At 61.2% G+C, this 20,682-nt stretch carries 21 protein-coding genes; 15 read left to right on the top strand and 6 right to left on the bottom strand.

The genetic code is table 11. The annotated features are described in order from the left end of the window. Nucleotides 1-268 precede the first annotated feature (268 nt). On the bottom strand, nt 269-547 hold the full coding sequence (rpsT, locus tag AD662_RS24525; protein ID WP_003185593.1) for a 30S ribosomal protein S20: 279 nt from the start codon (nt 545-547) through the stop codon (nt 269-271). A 254-nt stretch (nt 548-801) separates the two neighbouring features. Between rpsT and murJ the strand changes: the two genes are divergently transcribed. The 6 genes from murJ to ispH all read left to right on the top strand — a co-directional run bounded on the left by murJ (nt 802) and on the right by ispH (nt 8,318). After that, nucleotides 802-2,340, top strand: a complete 1,539-nt coding sequence (gene murJ, locus AD662_RS24520; protein ID WP_018600981.1) for a murein biosynthesis integral membrane protein MurJ — start codon at nt 802-804, stop codon at nt 2,338-2,340. Nucleotides 2,341-2,469: 129 nt separating this feature from the next. Next, nucleotides 2,470-3,408: a bifunctional riboflavin kinase/FAD synthetase gene (gene ribF, locus AD662_RS24515; RefSeq protein WP_018600979.1), complete on the top strand. Its 939-nt coding sequence runs from the start codon at nt 2,470-2,472 to the stop codon at nt 3,406-3,408. Nucleotides 3,409-3,421: 13 nt separating this feature from the next. Beyond that, a complete protein-coding gene (gene ileS, locus AD662_RS24510; RefSeq protein WP_024617318.1) occupies nt 3,422-6,253 on the top strand; it encodes an isoleucine--tRNA ligase in 2,832 nt (943 codons plus the stop codon). Continuing rightward, a complete protein-coding gene (gene lspA / locus AD662_RS24505) occupies nt 6,246-6,758 on the top strand; it encodes a signal peptidase II (protein ID WP_014340279.1) in 513 nt (170 codons plus the stop codon). Before ileS ends, lspA begins: the two co-directional genes overlap by 8 nt. Further along, entirely contained in the window at nt 6,751-7,188 is a 438-nt protein-coding gene (gene fkpB, locus AD662_RS24500) for an FKBP-type peptidyl-prolyl cis-trans isomerase (protein ID WP_018600973.1), read from the top strand. Before lspA ends, fkpB begins: the two co-directional genes overlap by 8 nt. Before the next feature lie 182 nt (nt 7,189-7,370). Beyond that, nucleotides 7,371-8,318 (top strand): 4-hydroxy-3-methylbut-2-enyl diphosphate reductase, encoded by a 948-nt coding sequence (gene ispH, locus AD662_RS24495; RefSeq protein ID WP_014340277.1) that lies wholly within the window; start codon nt 7,371-7,373, stop codon nt 8,316-8,318. Here ispH and AD662_RS24490 read toward each other — a convergent pair. Further along, the gene (locus AD662_RS24490; RefSeq protein ID WP_053181991.1) at nt 8,272-8,811 is read right to left on the bottom strand and encodes a GspH/FimT family pseudopilin; all 540 of its coding nucleotides are present in this window, start codon (nt 8,809-8,811) and stop codon (nt 8,272-8,274) included. The genes ispH and AD662_RS24490 overlap by 47 nt on opposite strands. A gap of 261 nt (nt 8,812-9,072) precedes the next feature. On the opposite strand from AD662_RS24490, the gene AD662_RS24485 reads away from it, so the two are divergent. The 8 genes from AD662_RS24485 to AD662_RS29420 all read left to right on the top strand — a co-directional run bounded on the left by AD662_RS24485 (nt 9,073) and on the right by AD662_RS29420 (nt 16,233). Continuing rightward, nucleotides 9,073-9,546: a GspH/FimT family pseudopilin gene (locus tag AD662_RS24485; protein WP_018600967.1), complete on the top strand. Its 474-nt coding sequence runs from the start codon at nt 9,073-9,075 to the stop codon at nt 9,544-9,546. After that, nucleotides 9,543-10,004: a type IV pilus modification protein PilV gene (gene pilV / locus AD662_RS24480; protein WP_053189881.1), complete on the top strand. Its 462-nt coding sequence runs from the start codon at nt 9,543-9,545 to the stop codon at nt 10,002-10,004. The genes AD662_RS24485 and pilV overlap by 4 nt, the downstream gene beginning before the upstream one ends. Beyond that, on the top strand, nt 10,001-10,717 hold the full coding sequence (locus AD662_RS24475) for a PilW family protein (RefSeq protein ID WP_053189880.1): 717 nt from the start codon (nt 10,001-10,003) through the stop codon (nt 10,715-10,717). The genes pilV and AD662_RS24475 overlap by 4 nt, the downstream gene beginning before the upstream one ends. A gap of 20 nt (nt 10,718-10,737) precedes the next feature. Then, nucleotides 10,738-11,211, top strand: coding sequence for a pilus assembly PilX family protein (locus tag AD662_RS24470; protein ID WP_077505339.1), 474 nt, complete (start codon nt 10,738-10,740; stop codon nt 11,209-11,211). Further along, complete coding sequence (locus tag AD662_RS24465; RefSeq protein ID WP_053189879.1) at nt 11,198-14,314, top strand: pilus assembly protein; 3,117 nt, start codon at nt 11,198-11,200, stop codon at nt 14,312-14,314. The genes AD662_RS24470 and AD662_RS24465 overlap by 14 nt, the downstream gene beginning before the upstream one ends. 11 nt (nt 14,315-14,325) lie before the next feature. Further along, complete coding sequence (locus tag AD662_RS24460; protein ID WP_053189878.1) at nt 14,326-14,727, top strand: type IV pilin protein; 402 nt, start codon at nt 14,326-14,328, stop codon at nt 14,725-14,727. A gap of 58 nt (nt 14,728-14,785) precedes the next feature. Then, entirely contained in the window at nt 14,786-15,886 is a 1,101-nt protein-coding gene (gene thiO / locus AD662_RS24455) for a glycine oxidase ThiO (RefSeq protein ID WP_053189877.1), read from the top strand. A gap of 206 nt (nt 15,887-16,092) precedes the next feature. Further along, on the top strand, nt 16,093-16,233 hold the full coding sequence (locus AD662_RS29420) for a hypothetical protein (protein WP_156334938.1): 141 nt from the start codon (nt 16,093-16,095) through the stop codon (nt 16,231-16,233). A 303-nt stretch (nt 16,234-16,536) separates the two neighbouring features. Here AD662_RS29420 and AD662_RS29415 read toward each other — a convergent pair whose 3' ends face one another. Then, a complete protein-coding gene (locus AD662_RS29415) occupies nt 16,537-16,725 on the bottom strand; it encodes a nucleoid-structuring protein H-NS (RefSeq protein ID WP_155252615.1) in 189 nt (62 codons plus the stop codon). 296 nt (nt 16,726-17,021) lie between these two features. On the opposite strand from AD662_RS29415, the gene AD662_RS24440 reads away from it, so the two are divergent. Continuing rightward, complete coding sequence (locus AD662_RS24440) at nt 17,022-17,399, top strand: DUF6124 family protein (protein WP_053189876.1); 378 nt, start codon at nt 17,022-17,024, stop codon at nt 17,397-17,399. A gap of 69 nt (nt 17,400-17,468) precedes the next feature. On the opposite strand, the gene AD662_RS24435 is transcribed toward AD662_RS24440, so the two are convergent. Genes AD662_RS24435 through AD662_RS24425 form a run of 3 tightly spaced genes read right to left on the bottom strand, consistent with a single transcriptional unit; the run spans nt 17,469 to nt 20,624 of the window. Beyond that, nucleotides 17,469-18,815: a sigma-54-dependent transcriptional regulator gene (locus AD662_RS24435; protein WP_053189875.1), complete on the bottom strand. Its 1,347-nt coding sequence runs from the start codon at nt 18,813-18,815 to the stop codon at nt 17,469-17,471. After that, complete coding sequence (locus AD662_RS24430) at nt 18,812-20,401, bottom strand: two-component system sensor histidine kinase NtrB (protein ID WP_053189874.1); 1,590 nt, start codon at nt 20,399-20,401, stop codon at nt 18,812-18,814. The genes AD662_RS24435 and AD662_RS24430 overlap by 4 nt, the downstream gene beginning before the upstream one ends. Next, nucleotides 20,391-20,624, bottom strand: a complete 234-nt coding sequence (locus tag AD662_RS24425) for a PP0621 family protein (protein WP_014340265.1) — start codon at nt 20,622-20,624, stop codon at nt 20,391-20,393. The genes AD662_RS24430 and AD662_RS24425 overlap by 11 nt, the downstream gene beginning before the upstream one ends. Nucleotides 20,625-20,682 lie beyond the last annotated feature (58 nt).

The following is a 20,682-nucleotide window of genomic DNA, read 5'->3' as shown; positions in this document are numbered from 1 at the left end:
TCAATATCACTGCTAACTGACCCACCGCTTTCGCGAGCAAGCCCGCTCCCACAGGGGGATTGTGGTGGGCACAAAATTTATGCCCGCTGAAGACCCAATGTGGGAGCGAGCCTGCTCGCGAAGACGGCTGCACAGTCAATATCACTGCTAACTGACCCACCGCTTTCGCGAGCAAGCTCGCTCCCACAGGGTTAAGTGGTCTGGTTGGGGGCAAATCGCAGGCAATAAAAAACCGACCCTGAGGTCGGTTTTTTAACGAGCGCGTCGCTTAGGCAGCAGCGGCAACGTTCAGGGCCTTTACGTGGCCATTCAAACGGCTCTTATGGCGAGCAGCCTTGTTCTTGTGGATGATGCCTTTATCGGCCATGCGGTCGATAACTGGCACGGCCAGAACGTAAGCAGCTTGAGCTTTTTCAGCGTCTTTTGCGTCGATGGCCTTAACTACGTTCTTGATGTAGGTACGGACCATGGAACGCAGGCTGGCGTTGTGGCTGCGACGCTTCTCAGCCTGTTTTGCACGTTTTTTGGCGGAAGGTGTGTTGGCCACCGTCGAGCTCCTCGAAAGACTTTTTGGGAAATAGCAAACAAAATAGGCCGCGAATCATGCCGATGAGTTGAAGTCTTGTCAAGGGCGGGTGACGCGTTCCGCTGAATGGCAGGTGCTGCGCACCGAAGGATTTCTTTCCGGCGTGCGACCTGTAAACTCGCGGGCTTTGGCTCTGCACTGTTTAGCGGCGCGGAGTATCGCACAAGTGGGCGCGTTGTTCGCCTGCTGTTTATCGACAGGCAAAAACTCTTTTCATGAATCTGCTCAAATCGTTGGCCGCCGTCAGCTCTATCACGATGCTTTCCCGCGTCCTGGGGTTCGTTCGCGATACGTTGATCGCACGGATATTCGGCGCCGGGATGGCCACCGACGCCTTCTTCATCGCCTTCAAGTTGCCCAACCTGCTGCGGCGGATCTTCGCCGAAGGGGCGTTCTCCCAGGCCTTCGTGCCGATCCTGGCGGAATATAAAAGCCAGAAGGGCGACGAAGCGACCCGCACGTTCATTGCCTACGTCACCGGCTTGCTGACGTTGGTGCTGGCGCTGGTCACGGCGGCCGGCATGCTCGCCGCGCCCTGGGTGATCTGGGCCACGGCCCCGGGCTTCACCGATACACCAGAAAAATTCCAGCTCACCTCGGACCTGCTGCGGGTGACCTTTCCTTATATATTGCTGATTTCCCTGTCGTCCCTGGCCGGGGCGATCCTCAATACCTGGAACCGCTTTTCCGTGCCGGCCTTTGTGCCGACCCTGCTCAACGTCAGCATGATCATCTTCGCAGTGTTCCTGACACCGTACTTCGATCCGCCGGTGATGGCCCTGGGCTGGGCGGTGCTGGTGGGTGGCCTGGCGCAATTACTTTATCAACTGCCGCACCTGAAAAAGATCGGCATGTTGGTCCTGCCACGGCTGAACCTGCGCGACAGCGGCGTGTGGCGGGTGATGAAGCAGATGTTGCCGGCGATCCTCGGGGTGTCGGTGAGCCAGATTTCCCTGATCATCAACACCATCTTTGCCTCGTTCCTGGTCGCTGGCTCGGTGTCGTGGATGTATTACGCCGACCGTCTGATGGAATTGCCGTCCGGCGTGCTGGGTGTGGCCCTGGGCACGATCCTGCTGCCAACCCTGGCCAAGACCTATGCCAGCCAGGACCGCCATGAATACTCGCGGATTCTCGATTGGGGCCTGCGCCTGTGTTTCGTGCTGGTGTTGCCGTGTGCCTTGGCACTGGGGATCCTGGCCGAGCCGTTGACCGTCTCGTTGTTCCAGTATGGCCAGTTCAATGCCTTCGATGCGTTGATGACCCAGCGGGCACTGATCGCCTACTCGGTGGGCCTGCTCGGGATCATCGTGATCAAGGTGCTGGCGCCGGGGTTCTATGCCCAGCAGAACATTCGCACGCCGGTGAAAATCGCCATTTTCACCCTGGTGATGACGCAGTTGTTCAACCTGATGCTCATCGGCCCGTTGGCCCACGCCGGCCTGGCCCTGGCGATCAGCGCCGGCGCGTGCCTCAACGCCGGGCTGCTGTTTTACCAGTTGCGCAAGCAGAAGATGTATCAGCCGCAGCCGGGCTGGGGCAAGTTTGGCCTCAAGCTGCTGGTCGCCGTGGCGGTGATGTCGGCGGTGTTGCTGGGGGCGATGCATTTCATGCCGGCCTGGGGCGAAGGGCAGATGCTCGAGCGTTTCCTGCGCTTGGGTGTGCTGGTGGTTGCCGGCGTGGTGGCGTATTTCGGCATGTTGCTGCTGATGGGGTTCCGTCTGCGTGACTTCAATCGCAAGGCCTTGAGCTGAGGGCAAGCACCCGATAATCCCGGGCCAGGCAGTGGTTTTGTCGGTTCGATCACTTTGGGGTGCGGTGTTGCCTGTCGTCGGCCGCCGGGTGTGGTTATAATCGGCCACTTTATGAGCAAGAAGCGCGTTATGCAGCTGGTTCGAGGCCTCCACAACCTGCGCCCCCAACATCGGGGCTGTGTCGCCACTATTGGCAACTTTGACGGTGTTCACCGTGGCCACCAGGCTATCCTGGCGCGGCTGCGCGAGCGTGCGCTGGAATTGGGCTTGCCTAGCTGCGTGGTGATCTTCGAGCCGCAGCCGCGGGAATTTTTCGCCCCGGACACCGCCCCGGCCCGTCTGGCTCGGTTGCGGGACAAGCTGCAACTGCTGGCCGCCGAAGGCGTCGACCGGGTCCTGTGCCTGGCCTTCAACCAGCGCCTGAGCAAGCTCAGTGCCGCCGCATTCGTCGATACCATCCTGGTGGACGGTCTCGATGTGAAGCATCTGGAGGTTGGCGATGATTTCCGTTTCGGCTGTGACCGGTCCGGGGATTTCGACTACCTGCAACAGGCCGGTATCGCCCAGGGCTTCACTGTCGAAGCGGCGCAGACTGTCGAGATGGATGGCTTGCGCGTCAGCAGCACCCAGGTCCGCAATGCCCTGGCGGCTGCCGACTTCGAATTGGCCGAGCGCTTGCTTGGCCGGCCGTACCGGATTGCCGGACGGATTCTGCACGGGCAGAAACTGGCGCGCCAATTGGGCACGCCAACGGCTAACGTGCAGCTCAAGCGCCGTCGTGTGCCGCTCACCGGGGTGTTCCTGGTGAGTGTCGAGATCGACGGCAAGACCTGGCCCGGCGTTGCCAACATCGGTGTGCGACCCACGGTCCAGGGCGATGGCAAGGCCCACCTTGAAGTACATGTTCTGGATTTTGCCGGCGATCTGTATGACCGGCGTTTGACGGTGGTTTTCCACCATAAGCTGCGTGAAGAGCAGCGTTTTGCCTCTCTGGAGGCGCTCAAGACGGCGATCCATGCAGATATCGCCGCCGCCCGTGCCCTTGTCGCAACCAGCGCCAATCGCTAATGAAGAGCCTTAAATGACCGACTATAAAGCCACGCTAAACCTTCCGGACACCGCCTTCCCAATGAAGGCCGGCCTGCCTCAGCGCGAACCACAGATTCTGCAGCGTTGGGACAGCATTGGCCTGTACGGAAAGTTGCGCGAAATTGGCAAGGATCGTCCGAAGTTCGTCCTGCACGACGGTCCTCCGTACGCCAACGGCACTATCCACATCGGTCACGCGCTGAACAAGATTCTCAAGGACATGATCATCCGCTCCAAGACCCTGTCGGGTTTTGATGCGCCGTATGTCCCGGGCTGGGACTGCCACGGCCTGCCGATCGAGCACAAGGTCGAAGTGACCCACGGCAAGAACCTGGGCGCGGACAAGACCCGCGAACTGTGCCGTGCCTACGCCACCGAGCAGATCGAAGGGCAGAAGTCCGAATTCATCCGCCTCGGCGTGCTGGGCGACTTCGCCAACCCGTACAAGACCATGGATTTCAAGAACGAAGCCGGTGAAATCCGTGCCCTGGCGAAAATCGTCGAGGGCGGCTTCGTGTTCAAGGGCCTCAAGCCGGTGAACTGGTGCTTCGATTGCGGTTCGGCCCTGGCCGAGGCGGAAGTCGAGTACGAGAACAAGAAGTCCTCGACCATCGACGTCGCGTTCCCGATCGCCGATGAAGACAAGCTCGCCGCGGCTTTCGGCCTGGGCAAGCTGGCCAAGCCGGCGTCGATCGTGATCTGGACCACCACCCCGTGGACCATCCCGGCCAACCAGGCGCTGAACGTCCATCCGGAATTCAACTACGCCCTGGTCGACGTCGGCGACAAGCTGCTGGTGCTGGCCGAAGAACTGGTCGAATCCTGCCTGGCCCGCTACAGCCTCGAAGGTTCGGTGATCGCCACCGCGCCAGGTTCGGCGCTGGAGCTGATCAATTTCCGTCATCCGTTCTATGACCGCCTGTCGCCGGTGTACCTGGCCGACTACGTGGAACTGGGCGCAGGTACTGGTGTGGTTCACTCCGCGCCGGCCTATGGCGTCGACGACTTCGTGACCTGCAAGAAATACGGCATGGTCAACGACGACATCCTCAACCCGGTGCAGAGCAATGGCGTGTACGCGCCGTCGCTGGAGTTCTTTGGCGGCCAGTTCATCTGGAAAGCCAACCCGGCCATCGTCGACAAGCTGACCGAAGTGGGCGCGCTGCTGCACACCACCGTCATCGAACACAGCTACATGCACTGCTGGCGGCACAAGACCCCGCTGATCTACCGCGCCACCGCGCAGTGGTTCATCGGCATGGACAAGCAGCCAACCAGCGGCGACACCCTGCGCCAGCGTTCGCTCAAGGCCATCGAAGAGACCCAGTTCGTGCCGGCCTGGGGCCAGGCGCGCCTGCACTCGATGATCGCCAACCGTCCGGACTGGTGCATCTCCCGCCAGCGCAACTGGGGCGTGCCGATCCCGTTCTTCCTGAGCAAGGAAAGCGGCGAGTTGCACCCGCGCACCGTCGAACTGATGGAAATCGTGGCCAAACGCGTCGAATCCGAAGGCATCGAAGCCTGGTTCAAGATGGATGCCGCTGAGCTGCTGGGTGACGAAGCGCCGCTGTACGACAAGATCAGCGACACCCTGGACGTCTGGTTCGACTCCGGCACCACCCATTGGCACGTGCTGCGCGGTTCGCACCCTATGGGCCACGAGAGCGGTCCGCGTGCCGACCTGTACCTGGAAGGCTCGGACCAGCACCGCGGCTGGTTCCACTCGTCGTTGCTGACCGGTTGCGCCATCGACAATCACGCGCCGTATCGCGAGTTGCTGACCCACGGCTTCACGGTCGACGAGTCCGGTCGCAAGATGTCCAAGTCCCTGGGCAACGTGATCGCGCCGCAGAAGGTCAACGACACCTTGGGCGCCGATATCATGCGCCTGTGGGTGGCGTCCACCGACTATTCCGGCGAGATGGCCGTTTCCGAGCAGATCCTGCAGCGCAGCGCGGACGCCTACCGGCGGATCCGTAACACCGCGCGCTTCCTGCTTTCCAACCTGACCGGCTTCAACCCGGCCACCGACCTGCTGCCGGCCGAAGAAATGCTCGCGCTGGACCGTTGGGCCGTGGACCGTACCCTGCTGCTGCAACGCGAATTGCAGGAGCACTACGGCGAATACCGCTTCTGGAACGTCTACTCCAAGATCCACAACTTCTGCGTGCAGGAGCTCGGTGGTTTCTACCTCGACATCATTAAGGACCGCCAGTACACCACCGGCGCCAACAGCAAGGCCCGTCGTTCGTGCCAGACCGCGCTGTTCCACATCAGCGAGGCGCTGGTGCGCTGGATCGCACCGATCCTGGCGTTCACCGCCGACGAGCTGTGGCAGTACCTGCCGGGCGAGCGCAACGAATCGGTGATGCTCAACACCTGGTACGAAGGCTTGACCGAACTGCCGGAAGGTTCCGAGCTGGACCGTGCGTATTGGGATCGCGTGATGGCGGTCAAGGCGGCGGTCAACAAGGAGATGGAGATCCAGCGCGCGGCCAAGGCCGTCGGTGGCAACCTGCAGGCCGAAGTCACCCTCTACGCCGAAGACGCCCTGAGTGCCGATCTGGCCAAGCTGAGCAACGAGCTGCGCTTCGTGCTGATCACCTCCACCGCCAGCGTTGCACCTTTCGTGCAGGCGCCGGCCGATGCGGTGACCACTGAAGTCAGCGGCCTGAAGCTGAAGATCGTCAAGTCGAACCACACCAAGTGCGCCCGCTGCTGGCACTGCCGTGAAGACGTCGGCGTGAACCCGGAGCATCCGGAAATCTGCGGTCGTTGCGTGGACAACATCAGTGGTGCTGGCGAGGTTCGTCATTATGCCTAACGCAGCGGGCCGCTTCGGGCGGCTGGGCTGGCTCTGGTTGAGTGTGCTGGTCTTGGTCATCGACCAGGCCAGCAAGTACTACTTCGAGAACTCGCTGACGATGTACCAGCAGATCGTGATCATTCCCGACTACTTCAGCTGGACCTTGGCCTACAACACCGGAGCGGCGTTCAGTTTCCTGGCCGACAGCTCAGGCTGGCAGCGCTGGCTGTTCGCCCTGATCGCCATCGTGGTCAGCGCCGTGCTGGTGGTCTGGCTCAAGCGCCTGGGGCGCAATGAGACCTGGCTGGCCGTGGCGCTGGCCCTGGTGCTCGGTGGTGCCTTGGGCAACCTCTATGACCGCATCGCCCTGGGCCACGTCATCGATTTCATCCTGGTGCATTGGCAGAATCGCTGGTATTTCCCGGCGTTCAACTTTGCCGACAGCGCCATCAGCGTGGGCGCGGTGATGCTCGCCCTGGACATGTTCAAGAGCAAGAAAACCGGAGAAGCCGTCCATGACTGAGCAGCGTATCGCTCAAAACACTGAAGTGAAGCTTCACTTCGCCCTGCACCTGGAAAACGGTGACACCGTCGACAGCACTTTCGACAAGGCCCCGGCGGTGTTCAAGGTCGGTGATGGCAACCTGCTGCCAGGCTTCGAAGCGGCGATCTTCGGCTTCAAGGCCGGCGACAAGCGCACCGTGGTCGTACCACCGGAAAACGCCTTTGGTCAGCCCAACCCGCAAAACGTGCAGACCATGCCACGCTCCCAGTTCCAGGACATGGAGCTGTCCCAGGGCCTGCTGGTGATCTTCAACGACGCGGCCAATACCGAGCTGCCGGGTGTGGTGAAGGCTTTCGACGACGCCCAGGTGACCGTGGACTTCAACCATCCGCTGGCGGGCAAGACCTTGAACTTCGAAGTGGAAATCCTTGAGGTCAAGGCGTTGTAACTGACTGGATGCGGTTTAGTGTGGGAGCGGGCTTGCTCGCGAAGGCGGAGTGTCAGCCAACATTAATGTTGAATGTAAGGCCCTCTTCGCGAGCAAGCCCGCTCCCACATGGATCTTCATTGTTTTCCGAGCCCTTGGTTCGATCAACAGGCAATTCTTGCGCGCAAGACACGAGGCACAGCATGCAAATCAAACTCGCCAACCCCCGTGGCTTCTGCGCCGGTGTGGACCGGGCGATCGAAATCGTCAACCGCGCCCTGGAAGTCTTCGGGCCGCCGATCTACGTGCGCCACGAAGTGGTCCACAACAAATTCGTCGTCGAAGACCTGCGTAGCCGCGGGGCGATTTTCGTCGAGGAACTGGACCAGGTGCCGGACGACGTCATCGTGATCTTCAGCGCCCACGGGGTTTCACAGGCCGTACGCACCGAAGCCGCCGGCCGTGGCCTGAAGGTTTTCGACGCGACGTGCCCATTGGTGACCAAGGTGCACATCGAAGTGGCGCGCTACAGCCGTGACGGTCGCGAATGCATCCTGATCGGCCATGAAGGCCATCCGGAAGTCGAAGGCACCATGGGTCAATACGATGCCAGCAACGGCGGTGCGATCTACCTGGTCGAAGACGAGGAGGACGTGGCGGCTTTGCAGGTTCGCAACCCTGAGAGCCTGGCTTTTGTTACCCAGACAACCCTGTCCATGGACGACACCAGCCGTGTGATCGACGCCTTGCGCTCGCGCTTTCCGTCCATCGGCGGCCCGCGCAAGGATGACATCTGCTACGCCACCCAGAACCGTCAGGACGCGGTCAAGCAACTGGCCAACGAATGCGATGTGGTGCTGGTCGTCGGCAGCCCGAACAGCTCCAACTCCAACCGCTTGCGTGAGCTGGCCGAGCGTATGGCCACCCCGGCCTACCTGATCGACGGTGCCGAGGACATGCAGCGCAGCTGGTTCGATGGCGTCGAGCGCATCGGCATCACCGCCGGCGCTTCCGCGCCGGAAGTCCTGGTGCGTGGCGTGATCCAGCAGTTGCAGGCCTGGGGCGCAACGGGTGCCGATGAACTGTCCGGTCGCGAGGAAAACATTACGTTCTCGATGCCGAAAGAGTTGCGCGTGCGCTCCTTGCTTTAAGTCCTTTCTCGCACAGGGCCTGCTCGGCTTTGACACTTTCCAGGCGGACGCGGCCGGAAGGCGCCAGTATCACTTGATGATGGCTGACCGGCCCGCGTTTGGCGCAGACATGCAGCCTGCCGGCCTTAAAGGCGCCGTTGGGGTGCAGGGCTTCGCCCTGGTTGCCGAACATCACCCTGCGCCTCATCGGCTGGTTGCCGATCACACGAGCGCTTGCGGTGCGTTCCATCAGCAAGGTTTTCTCCTTGTTGTCCAGCATGATCCGCCAGCCCTTACCCCAATCGTTGTCTATCCCTTGTATCAATACCCCGCGGTTACGCGTGATGGCTTCGCTGCGGGCAATGCGCAACCCGCTGATCAGCAACTGCGCGGTGTCCTCGCGTTCGATGGATTCGATCAGCTCTTTGTAGCTCGCGCCGGCCCACGGCAGAACAATTGCGGCGATTGCCAGTCCCATGAGCAGTTCGATCAGGCTGAAGCCCTGTTGATACATGACGTCTCCTCCCTGGAGAGTGTGAAGCGGATCTAAGACTTATGAATTACTGTGGCGAGGGGATTTATCCCCGCTGGGCTGCGTAGCAGCCCTAAACCAGCCTCCGCAGGGTGTCAGGTTGGCTTGAATCAGCTTCATTGGGGCTGCTACGCAGCCCAGCGGGGATAAATCCCCTCGCCACAGACTGCAGCACTGCACACAAGGCGGTGGTTTGTTCTAGCGTGTAGAGGCAGGTATAGCCGACGGCAACGGAGGGCATCGATGGATCTTCGTACAAAAGGTTTCACGCTGATCGAGGTGCTGGTGGCCCTTGGCGTGCTGCTGATCCTGATTACCATGGCGGTGCCGTCATTCACGGGCTCGCTGCAGAGCACCAAGGCCGATACCGAGATCGGCGACTTGCGCCGGGCGCTGAACTTTGCCCGGATGGAGGCGATCGACCGTGGTATCACCACGCGAATTCGCCCCACGGTCCAGGGCAGTGTCTGGAGCGGCGAACTGACGGTGTATGACAGTACTGGCTCGTCGCCCAATATATTGCGGGTTGTTCCAGCGATGGGCAGTGGCGTGACTCTGACGCTACCCTCAGACGTGACTAGCATCGATTTCAACAACCTCGGCGGGTTATCGGCACCGGCCACGCCAGTGAGCTTCAATTACGTAAGAGGAGCGCAGAGCAGGACGCTGGGTGTTTGCCTCAATGGACGAATCGTATTGGGTGGAAATTGCGGATGAAGGGTTGCAGTAAAGCGGCGCAGGCCGGCATGACGTTGATCGAGGTGCTGGTGGCGGTGCTGATTCTCGGCGTCGGCTTGCTGGGGGCGGCGATGATCCAGCTCAATGCGCTCAAGTACACCGACAGTTCGCGCATGACCAGCCAGGCCAGTTTCATTGCCTATGACCTGCTGGACCGCATTCGCGCCAACTCCGGCGCCGACTACACCATCACACCGCCCAGCTCGCCGAACCTCAACGTGGCCCGGGACCAGGACCTCTACGATTTCAAGACCAACATCATCGCCTTCGGCGGCGCCACGGCCACGGGCACCATTGCCCTGAACCAGCGCGTCTACACCATCACCATTTCCTGGGACGACGCCCGGGCCGCCAACACCACCAACGCCGCTGAGGCGCGGCGCAGCTTCGTGCTGACCAGCCGTGTCGCCGTCGACCCGGTGGGGACGCCGCCATGAACCGGTACAGTCGCGGTTTTGGCCTGATCGAGTTGATGATCGCGCTGGTGCTCAGCCTGATCGTCATCCTGGGTGTCGTGCAGATTTTCATTGCCGCCAAAAACACCTACGTCAGTCAGAATGCCGCCGCGGTGATTCAGGAGGACGCGCGGTTTGCCTTGAGCAAAATGGTCCAGGAAATTCGCATGGTGGGCATGTTCGGTTGCGTGGCGACCATCATCGATGCCTCAACGGATAACAGTTTCGCTGCCAGCCAGACCACTCCAATCCGTTGGGATAACGCCAACCGGAGGTTGACCCTGGTCACCGCGGACATTGGGAGTGGCGGTAGCCTGCCGACCTGGACCGTCGTCTCCGATTGCCGTACCTCGGCGACGGCTTATTCGAACGCACGGGTGCCAGCGACGGGGCAATTGGCCTTCCCGATCCGTCGACTGGTCTACAGCTTCAACAACAACCAATTGCTGCTGGGCAGCGGCACCGGCAATCCGCCGACCCTGTCGGTGCTGGTGGACAACGTGCGGGCGTTCGACGTGACGTTCGGCATGGCCGCCAGCGCCACGGACATCGCAGCCTCGAGCTACACCGGCAACCCGGCTGACCCGGCACTGATCCGCAGCGTGCGCCTGAGCCTGACGCTCTTTGATCCAAGGAACACGGTGCGCGAGCAGACTTTCAATGTGGTTGCCGCCTTGCGCAACCGGCTGCTATGAGGGGGCGATCGATGAGTTCGATGGATCTCAAGCAGCGCCAGCGTGGCATGGCACTGCTGGTCAGCCTGGTTTTCCTGTTGCTGCTGACGCTGATCGGCCTGTCGTCGATGCAGAGCGCCACGCTTCAGGAAAAAATGACCAGCAGCGTCATGCAACGCAACCAGTCCTTCCAGATTGCCGAGGCGGCGTTGAGGATCGGTGAGAGTGCGGTGCAGGTCGAGACATACTCGCTGGCGGTCTGTACCACTACGACCCAATGTGCACCACCGGCCGATTCGGCAACCGTCACGACAGCCGGGCGCAATTCGTCGTCGGGGGTGCTCTGGGTTGCCGCCGCTGGTGGGTTTTATGGTGTGCAGAACATCGGTATTACGCAGGATGCCGTCAATCTCGACCTAAGCGGTCAATCCGTGACGCTGTACAGGATCACGGCGGTGGCTGTGGTGGGGAATAACCAGCGCAGCGTGGTGGAGAGCATCTATGCGAAATACTGAGGTGCGCCGTGGCTGGATTGTGATGTTATGGGGGGGCTTGCTCAGCCTTTACCTGATGGCCCCGGCCTATGCCTTCACGCCTTCGGACTCGCCGCTGCTGAGTGCCGGTGCCGTTACGCCGAACGTGATGCTGCTGATCGATGATTCGGGGAGCATGAACAACATTATCTGGGCCGCGGGGTTTGATCCGGCGGCGGCGCAAACGCGCACTTATGTATGCGGCGCCAATAACAACTGCAACGACAGGGATACTGAGTTGGATCAGACCGACTCGAATATCCTGTTATTGGGCCTGTTCCGTGGCGGCTGCTCGTCGGGCTGGTACGGTTTTTATCGACCCAGCCTTGGCCGGATCTGTCTGCGGCTGCCGGACCCAGTCGGGAGCGGCAATACCCGTTATACCGGTAAGTACCTGGCGTATCTGGTAACCCTGGCCAACGGTTCGAACCGGGATTTTACCACCGGCACGATTCCTACGGATTACCGAATCAACGTTGCACGGGATGTCTCCAACGACCTGGTTGCCAACAACCGTGCACTGCGCATCGGTCTCGCCACCTTCAACCCACCTAGCTTCAGCAACTCCGGCCCCGGGGGCTACATCGCCCGCGCCATCAGCGACCTGTCTCCCGTCAGCGGCAGCGTGACCCAGGCCCAGGCCAACAGCAACTACAGTGCCCTGATCAACGCGATCAACGGTTTGGGTGCCGTCGCGAATACGCCGCTTGCCGAGAGCTATTACGAAGTCACCCGCTACTTCAGGGGCATGGCGCCGTACTACAACAGCACACCGAGCACCTACACCAGTCCGATCCAGTACCGTTGCCAGAAAAACTTCGGCGTGGTGGTCACTGACGGTTTGCCCACCTTTGATCGGACGTTCCCCACCAACGACCCGCTGGGCGGCTCCCGGCTGCCGAACTGGGATAGCGGCATCAGCGGCAGCAACAACGATGGCGACAATCTCAATGGTGACGGCGAGGGCGACACGCTTTACCTGGACGACATCGCCAAGTTCGCCTTCGACATCGACATGCGCTCCACCGGTACCGACGCCACCGGCCAAAGCTGGAACGCTGCGGATTTTCCCCGCCAGTACCTCAACACCTACACGGTGGGGTTTGCCGTCACCAATACGATGCTGTCCGATGCTGCCCGCTACGGCGCAGGCAAGTATTATCCGGCGAGCGACAGCGCAGGCCTGAACGATGCTCTGTCATCTGCCTTGAGCGACATCACCTCCAAGGCCGGCTCCGGGGGCGGTGGCACCACCAACGCCGCCACGGTGTCCAGCACCTCCAGTTACTACCAGACCACCTATGACCCCAAGGACTGGCGCGGCACCATCCGTGCGTTTGGCTTCACCGCGGCAGGCACGGTCAACAGGGCGGCGGTGCAGTGGACCACCGACACCGCCATCGTGCCTGGCGCGACGGCACCGATTTACCAATCCTGGAACACGGCGACCAACGTGCCGGTGACCCTGGGCTACGGCAATTTTTCGCCGGCCCAGCAAACCAGCCTCAGCCAGAACCTGCCCACGGGGATCACCGGTAACGACCTGGTGGAGTGGAGCAAGGGCGTCAATAAGACCGGCTTGAAGGTACGCAGTGTATTGCTGGGGGACATCATCAATTCGCCGCTGGTGCTGGCGTCGCCCAATGAGCAGACCGCTGCGGATTTGCTCAATGACACGAGCTACAGCACGTACCTGGCGACCAAGGCGGCGAACATGAATACCAGCCTGGTGGTGAACGCCAACGACGGTTTCTTCAGCGTCATCAACGGTGCAAACGGTACGCGGCGTTATGCCTATATGCCGTCGAGCGTGCTGCCCTCGTTGCAGGACATTGCCGACACCAACTACGTCAATGGCGTGAGCCACAAGTTTTTGGTGGATGGACAGGTCGGCGTATTCGATACGCAATCGGGGAGTGCCTGGAAGACAGTGGCCCTGGGCGGCACGGGTGCCGGGGGCAAGACGTTCTATGCGGTTCAGCTGTTCGATGCGACGGCGGGCAATGTGTTGCGGGCATTATGGGAAATCAGCGCGCCGACTGTTGCCAACACTGCCAACGCCTTCAATGACCTGGGCTACGCCTACGCCCGCCCCGAAGTCGCGCGCCTGGCGGATGGGCGCTGGGCGGCGTTCATCTCCAACGGCTACGGCAGCAACAGCGGTGTCGCGGCCTTGTACGTGGTGGATATCCGCGACGGCTCGTTGATCAGGAAAATCGTTGTTAACAGCAACGAGACCGATAATGGCCTGTCGTCGGTCAAGCTGCGGGTCAACTCCCAGAATGTGGTGCAGGCGGCATACGGTGGCGACTTGAAAGGGCGGATGTGGAAGTTTGACCTCAGCGGTACTTCTCCAACCGCCTGGGGCGTGGCGTTTTCCGGTCAGCCATTGTTTACCGCGCCCGGTGGCGCGACTCAGCCGATCACCGTTCAACCGCTGCTGGCGAACAACCCCCAGGGCGGCACCCAAGTCTTTTTCGGCACCGGCAAATTCAACGAGGCAGCGGATAAACTCAACAAGGATCTGCAGGGGTTCTACTCAATCTGGGATGCTACTGGCGGTACCGGGCAAATCACCGTGTCGAGCCTGCAGGCCCAGTCGATCACGGGGGTGTTTTCAGGCAGCACAGGGCAGTTTGTGACCACCAGCCAGACCGACGTGGCTTATCCGTCGCAAAAGGGCTGGTATCTGCCGTTGGTATACAACAATGTGCTGACCGGGGAGCGGGTGATCAACCCGGCCAATCTGGTGAGCGGGCGCGTGGTCTTTACCACGGCCGCCGTGGACACCACCGACCCGTGCGCCAGCTTCGGTACCGGCAAACTGATCGAGCTGGATGCGTTCAACGGTAAGATGCTCAACTATGCGGTGCTCGATACCAACGGTGACGGCACGCTCAACAGCTCCGACACGATTTCCAGCGGGGTGGTCTTCACGGGCGGTATCCCGACCCTGAGCGCTGTGGTCAGCGCCAACGGGGCCACCAACATGATCGTGAACGACTCCGGTGGCGGTATCACCGACCTGCTGGAAAAATCCGCCGGCGTTACTAGCCGCCGCATCATGTGGCGGCAAATACAATGAAGAGGCAAGGCATGCGCAGATCCAACCGGGGTTTCACCTTGATCGAAATCATGATCGTGATTGCGATCATCGGTATCGTGATTACCATCGGCTATCCGAGCCTGACCGAATACATGAAGAAGGGCCGACGGGCTGAAATTGCCGGGCTGTTATCGGAGCAGGCGCAGATTCTCGAGCGCCACTACTCGAAGAACAACGTCTACACCAATGCGACCGGCCTGAGCAGCGGCAACGATTTCTACACCATCACCCAGACACTGACGGACCAGAGCTTCATCCTGACGGCTGTGCGCAAGAGCGGCTCGTCCATGGCGACGGACAAATGCGGTGATTTCACCATCAACAATACCGGCGTACGCAGTATGCCCAACGCCACTGCGGGGCTGACCACCAAGGATTGTTGGGGGCGCTGAATTTCTCTTATCCGGGCGCGTTTTTTGCGCCCTTTGTTTTAGTGAGTCGAATCAGAACATGACCAGGCAACAGCAAGTGGTGATTGTCGGCGGCGGAGTCATTGGCCTGCTGACGGCGTTCAATCTGGCGTCCGAAGGGCAGCGTGTGGTGCTGCTGGACCGTTCCAATGTCGGTCAGGAATCGTCCTGGGCCGGCGGCGGTATCGTGTCGCCGTTGTACCCCTGGCGCTACAGCCCGGCGGTCACGGCGCTGGCCCATTGGTCGCAGGATTTTTATCCACAGCTGGGCGAGCGCTTGTTCGCCACTACCGGGATCGATCCGCAAGTGCATGTCACCGGTCTGTATTGGCTGGACCTGGACGATCAGGACGAAGCGCTGGCCTGGGCCGAGCGTGAAGGGCGCCCGATGCGGGCTGTGGATATCTCGGCTGTCCACGACGCTGTGCCGGTGCTGGGCGCGGGTTTTTCCCGGGCGATCTACATGGCCAACGTGGCCAACGTGCGCAATCCGCGGTTGGTGAAGTCCCTCAAGGCTGCCTTGCTGGCGATGCCGAACGTCACGATTCATGAGCAGTGCGAAGTCGGCGGGTTCATTCGCGACGGAGGGCGTGTGGTGGGTGTGCACAGTTCTGCCGGAGAAATTCGTGGCGATGAGGTGGTGCTGGCCGCCGGTGCCTGGAGTGGCGAGTTGCTCAAGACCTTGGGCTTGAAGTTACCGGTCGAGCCGGTCAAGGGCCAGATGATTCTGTACAAGTGCGCGTCGGATTTTCTGTCGAGCATGGTCCTGGCCAAGGGGCGTTATGCGATTCCGCGTCGTGATGGGCATATTCTGGTTGGCAGTACGCTGGAGCGTGAAGGCTTTGACAAGACCCCGACGGATACGGCGCTGCAGAGCCTGAAGGCTTCGGCACAGCAGTTGATTCCAGCGTTGGGCGGTGCCGAGGTGGTCGGGCATTGGGCTGGGTTGCGGCCTGGGTCGCCTGAAGGCATTCCTTATATCGGCGAGGTGCCGGGGGTTGCGGGGCTGTGGTTGAATTGCGGGCATTATCGCAATGGGCTGGTGTTGGCGCCGGCGTCGTGTCAGTTGTTTACGGATTTGATGTTGGGGCGTGAGCCGGTGATTGATCCTGCGCCGTATGCGCCGGCGGGGCGGTTGTAAGGTTCGGTTTTTCCTGTGGGAGCGAGTTTGCTTGCGATGGCGGTGTGTTGATCGAGTACATATCCCTTGCTGCGGTAACGGCTGCCTAGGGTTCCGCCCTTACGGCGGCTCACTTTTGGAAGAGCGCCAAAAGTAACCAAAAGCGCTTTGCCCCACCACTTGGTGCCTCGCTTAGGCTCGGCATGCCCTCACTCCGGCATTGCTCCGTGGGCCGCCGCGAAGGGCCATCCATGGCCCAGCGCGGCTACCTCGGCATCCATGCCGAGGTGCCCACTCCACAACGCCTGCGTTCGGCCAGCGTGGTTAACGGGGCGCCCCAGATCAAGATCAAAAGCGAGGCGGCCTGACAGCCGACCTGGTTCTCCCAGGTGAACCCAATCCAACTGTGGGAGCGGGCTTGCTCGCGAAGGCGGCGGCACATCCAACGCTGATGCAAGCTGACCCACTGCTATCGTGAGCAAGCTCGCTCCCACATTGGATCTTCATTCAGTAGACACAAAATTTCATGTGCGCCCGGACCTCCTGTGGGAGCGAGCTTGCTCGCGATGAGGCCAGCAAGCCCAACATTCATGTGACTGAACCATCGCCTTCGCGAGCAAGCTTTGCTCCCACAGGAGGAACGCGGTCCCCATCAAGAACCAGGTCGGCTGTTAGGCCGCCTCGCGGTGGACGTTGATCTCGGGCGCCCCGTTAACCACGCTGGCCGAACGCAGGCGTTGTGGAGTGGGCATCCCGGCATGGATGCCGGGATAGCCGCGCTGGGCCATGGATGGCCCTTCGCGGCGGGCCCACGGAGCAATGCCGGAGTGAGGGCACACCGAGCCTAGGCGAGGTGCCAAGTGGTGGGGCAGAAGCGTTTTGCTTACTTTTGCGCTTCTCAAAAGTGAGCCGCCGTCAGGGCGGAACCCTAAGCCGCCGTAACCGCAGAAACGGATATACACACCACCCTCACAGCCAACCAGGCTTTGTGGGAATGGTCGGACAAAAATCTGATTCAAAAAGAATTTTCCGACGAGTTCTGGCGGTTGCCGGGTGGGAAGAACTCTGGCTAACCTTTTCCCGTCGCTGCCAATTCAGCGTCCGGGCGTCGCGGCCCGAAAAACTTGGTAATCCATTCCCTCTTTGGAGTACCGCAATGAGTGACAAACCCCTACCACCTTCAGAAACCAATAACGCTTCTCCTGACGCCAGCCTTAACCCAAAAGGGCTTGATGAAGCCGCCAAACGCGCCCTCGACTATTACCTCGGCCCAAAGCCCGAAACCAAAAAGAAACCCGCCTCAAACCAGTTGTTCACTGTCGTGGCCGGCATCGACACCGAATGTCTCCTCACCAACCTCAGCGAAACCCTGGCCTGCGCCAACGCAACAATCAGCGATCTGGCTTTCGAGCTTGACGGTTCGAGACGGCATATTGCCTTGGGGGTACTGCAGTTGATTGAGCTGAGTGAATTACTGGCCAATCGTGTTCTGGACGAGCAGGCGCCTGCGGACGGAAGACAGTCGCGGCGGTAAACATGAAACCCGTGGCAAGGGAGCAAGCTCCCTCGCCACAGGGGTAAGCGTGAGCTTCAAAACCGTGGCTCAATCCAGCCCAAGCTTCTTCAACCGATACCGCATCGACCGAAACGACAACTTCAACCGCTGCGCCGCCGCCGTGCGGTTCCAGCGGGTTTCCTCCAGCGCCTGGAGGATGAGCTTGCGCTCGACGTCTTCCAGGTAATCCTCCAGGTTGTCGACCTGCATCAAATCGGGATTGCCTGCCTCAGTAGTACTATTGCCCTCAGCCAAGCGCAGGTCATCCGCTTCGATCTGCTGCTGTTCGCAAAGGGTGTAGGCCCGTTCGAGCATGTTCTCCAGTTCCCGCACGTTGCCCGGGAAGCGGTAACTCCTGAGAGCGTCCAACGCCTGGGGATGCAACTTGGCCGGTGGACTACCGGTGTTGGCTGCCAGGCGCTGAAGCATGTGGTTGGCCAGCAGCTCGATGTCTTCACGGCGTTCACGCAACGGCGGGACGCGCAGTTCGATGACGTTCAGCCGGTAATACAAATCCTGGCGAAAGCGCCCGGCGGCGACTTCGCTGTCCAGGTCCTTGTGGGTGGCGCAGAGGATTCGCACATCCACCACTTCTTCCTGCTGGCCGCCAACAGCGCGCACGGCTTTTTCCTGGATGGCTCGCAGCAGCTTGACCTGCATCGCCAAGGGCAGGTCGGCCACTTCATCGAGAAACAAGGTCCCGCCATGGGCGGCCTGGAACAGCCCGGGCTTGTCCTCGATGGCGCCGCTGAAGCTGCCTTTTCGATGGCCGAAAAACTCGCTTTCCATCAGCTCCGTGGGAATTGCCCCACAGTTGACCGGTACAAAGGGCAGGTTGGCCCGGGGGCCTTGTTCGTGGATCAGCCGGGCGACCAGTTCCTTGCCGCAGCCCGATTCCCCGCTGATGTACACCGGTGCCTGGCTGCGGGCGAGTTTTTCGATCTGCTTGCGCACGCTGAGCATCGGTGGCGAGTCGCCCAGCAGGCTGCGCTCGAGGGTGGTGCCCGGCGCGGCGACCGGCGGCAGGCGCAGGGCACTGGTGACCAGCTCCCGCAGCCGACCCAGGTCGACCGGTTTGGTCAGGAAGTCGAAGGCGCCAGCCTTGAGGGCGTCGATGGCGGTTTCCAGGCTGCCATAGGCCGTGATCATCGCCACGGGCAGTTGGGGGTAACGTTGCTGGATGTGCTGCACCAGTTCCAGGCCGGTGCCATCGGGCAGGCGCATGTCGGTCAGGCACAGGTCGAAGGCATCCCCCGCCAGCAGGGCTTGGGCCTCGGCAAGGTTCTTGGCGCTGCGGGTGTCGAGTTTCATCCGGCCCAGGGTGATGTCCAGGAGTTCGCGGATGTCCGGCTCGTCATCGACGATCAGGATTCGTTGCCGTGAGCGATTATTCAAATCTGTTTCCGTCCGTGAGCAAAGGTGATGCGAAAGCAACCGCCGCCTTGGCGTGGTTTGAAGTCTAGGCGGGCCTGGTTGCTTTCGCACAGCTCACGGGACAGATAGAGCCCAAGGCCGGTGCCCTGGCTGCTGGTGGTAAAGAAAGGTTCGAACAAATGCGCCTGCTGCTCGGGCGTGACACCGGGGCCGTTGTCGATGATGTCCAGCGTGGACAGCTGGCTATGGGGGTCGATGAACAGTTTCAGCCAGGCCTCCGCCTGTTCGTGGGCCATGGCGCTGTGGCGCCAGGCGTTGCGCAGCAGGTTGTCGAGTACCTGGGTCAACTGGTCGGGGTCCATCAGCGTGATGTAGTCCCCTGGGTCGATGCTCAGGTGCAAGTGCTTGTGCTCGGCCATGCTTTCGCGGGCCTGCCGGACGAACTGGTCGAGCCAGCTCCGCAGGTCGAGGCGTTGGGGGGTGGTTTGCTGGCGGCGAGACAGCTGCAGGACGTTTTCAATGACGCGGTTCATTCGTTGGGAGTGATCTTGAATAATCTGCGTCAGACGCCGATCCGCGTCGTTCAGTTCCTCGGATTCGCGCAGTAATTGCGCCGCGTGGCTGATGGCGCCCAAGGGGTTGCGAACTTCATGGGCGATGCCAGCAGTGAGGCGCCCGAGGGACGCGAGTTTCAACTGCTGGGCCTGCTGGGCAACCTGGGCCAGGTCTTCAAGGAACACCAGGATCTGCTGCTGATCTTGATGCCCCAAGGCGATGAAGCTCGGTTGCAGGGTCAGGCCCGTGCCGGTAACGGTCAGGCTGGACGGGCGCAGGCTGGGGTTGTTTCGCCACAATTGCAGGCGTTCGACCAGGGCGGTGGAGTAATCGTCGAGCTGCTGGCCCACCAGATCGTGCATGCCCAGCAGGGTCAGCGCGCTTTCGTTGGCCAATTGCACCCGACGCTCACGGTCAAGCACCAGGATGCCGGTGCGCATGCGTTGCAGGATCAGGGCGTTGAGCGCTTCCAGGCCGATCACCTCGCTGGCCCGTTGCTCGGCCAGGGTTTCGCTGGCTTCCAAGCGTCGGGTCAGGCCTTGTACCAACAGCGCGGCGGCAAAACACAGTGCCCCCAGGGTGCCGGCCTGCAAGTAACTGCTGGGACGGTTCGAGTCGCTCAAGCCAAGAAAGAAACTCGAACCGACGATGCCGAGGGTGGCGACGGCCGCGATCAACAGACCGATCCGGCCGCGCAGCAGCGTGTTGCCGATGGCCACCGAGACAATGAGCAGGTTGCCGATGGCACTGGGCACACCACCCGCGGCGAAGAACAGCCACGAGAGCAGCAGCACATCAGTCAGGGCCAGGCCGAACAGCCGGGCAGGGCGGCGGGTGTTCTCAAGGAACACCACCAGCAGGATATTCAGCACCAGGTACAACCAACTGCCACTGCGCAGCAGGTCGTCATTGGCGAACTCCAGCAGGCGGTTGTCCAGTTTGCTGGAGATCAGCAGCACCAGGGTGATGCCGATGCTCAGACGATACAGGTGATAGAGACGCAGCAGGCGCTGCGCCTGTTTTTCGCGTGGGCTTGAGGCCTCAGCGCTCACGAGTGCCCGGGCCTTGCTCGAGGTGAGCCTGGCTGCAATACCATTGTTGTTCGAGGGCCAGCGCCCGGTCACGGGGCAGGTGTACGCCGCAATGGGCGCAACGAACCATGGGCGGAGCGTCCTGCTCGCGGGGAGCGTTCGGCGCGGAGGAGGTGCTCTTGAACTTGCGCCAGAACCATACCGCGGCGGCAATCAGGGCGATCCAGAACAGTAAACGAAGCATGATGGGCGGCTTTTTGGCTAGAGATCAGGCAGTTTAGCCAAGGACAGGAACGGCGCAC

Origin of the sequence: Pseudomonas kilonensis (genome assembly GCF_001269885.1) — a bacterium.
GTDB lineage: Bacteria > Pseudomonadota > Gammaproteobacteria > Pseudomonadales > Pseudomonadaceae > Aquipseudomonas > Aquipseudomonas kilonensis.
Note: the sequence above shows the minus strand (reverse complement) of the source record. Positions and strands in the feature narration are given on the sequence as shown.

Bases quoted from the DNA above. Each gene is read 5' to 3' on its own strand.
- murJ (WP_018600981.1), top strand. From the start codon at position 802: ATGAATCTGCTCAAATCGTTGGCCGCCGTCAGCTCTATCACGATGCTT.
- ribF (WP_018600979.1), top strand. From the start codon at position 2,470: ATGCAGCTGGTTCGAGGCCTCCACAACCTGCGCCCCCAACATCGGGGC.
- ileS (WP_024617318.1), top strand. From the start codon at position 3,422: ATGACCGACTATAAAGCCACGCTAAACCTTCCGGACACCGCCTTCCCA.
- lspA (WP_014340279.1), top strand. From the start codon at position 6,246: ATGCCTAACGCAGCGGGCCGCTTCGGGCGGCTGGGCTGGCTCTGGTTG.
- fkpB (WP_018600973.1), top strand. From the start codon at position 6,751: ATGACTGAGCAGCGTATCGCTCAAAACACTGAAGTGAAGCTTCACTTC.
- ispH (WP_014340277.1), top strand. From the start codon at position 7,371: ATGCAAATCAAACTCGCCAACCCCCGTGGCTTCTGCGCCGGTGTGGAC.
- AD662_RS24490 (WP_053181991.1), bottom strand. From the start codon at position 8,811: ATGTATCAACAGGGCTTCAGCCTGATCGAACTGCTCATGGGACTGGCA.
- AD662_RS24485 (WP_018600967.1), top strand. From the start codon at position 9,073: ATGGATCTTCGTACAAAAGGTTTCACGCTGATCGAGGTGCTGGTGGCC.
- pilV (WP_053189881.1), top strand. From the start codon at position 9,543: ATGAAGGGTTGCAGTAAAGCGGCGCAGGCCGGCATGACGTTGATCGAG.
- AD662_RS24475 (WP_053189880.1), top strand. From the start codon at position 10,001: ATGAACCGGTACAGTCGCGGTTTTGGCCTGATCGAGTTGATGATCGCG.
- AD662_RS24470 (WP_077505339.1), top strand. From the start codon at position 10,738: ATGGATCTCAAGCAGCGCCAGCGTGGCATGGCACTGCTGGTCAGCCTG.
- AD662_RS24465 (WP_053189879.1), top strand. From the start codon at position 11,198: ATGCGAAATACTGAGGTGCGCCGTGGCTGGATTGTGATGTTATGGGGG.
- AD662_RS24460 (WP_053189878.1), top strand. From the start codon at position 14,326: ATGCGCAGATCCAACCGGGGTTTCACCTTGATCGAAATCATGATCGTG.
- thiO (WP_053189877.1), top strand. From the start codon at position 14,786: ATGACCAGGCAACAGCAAGTGGTGATTGTCGGCGGCGGAGTCATTGGC.
- AD662_RS24440 (WP_053189876.1), top strand. From the start codon at position 17,022: ATGAGTGACAAACCCCTACCACCTTCAGAAACCAATAACGCTTCTCCT.
- AD662_RS24425 (WP_014340265.1), bottom strand. From the start codon at position 20,624: ATGCTTCGTTTACTGTTCTGGATCGCCCTGATTGCCGCCGCGGTATGG.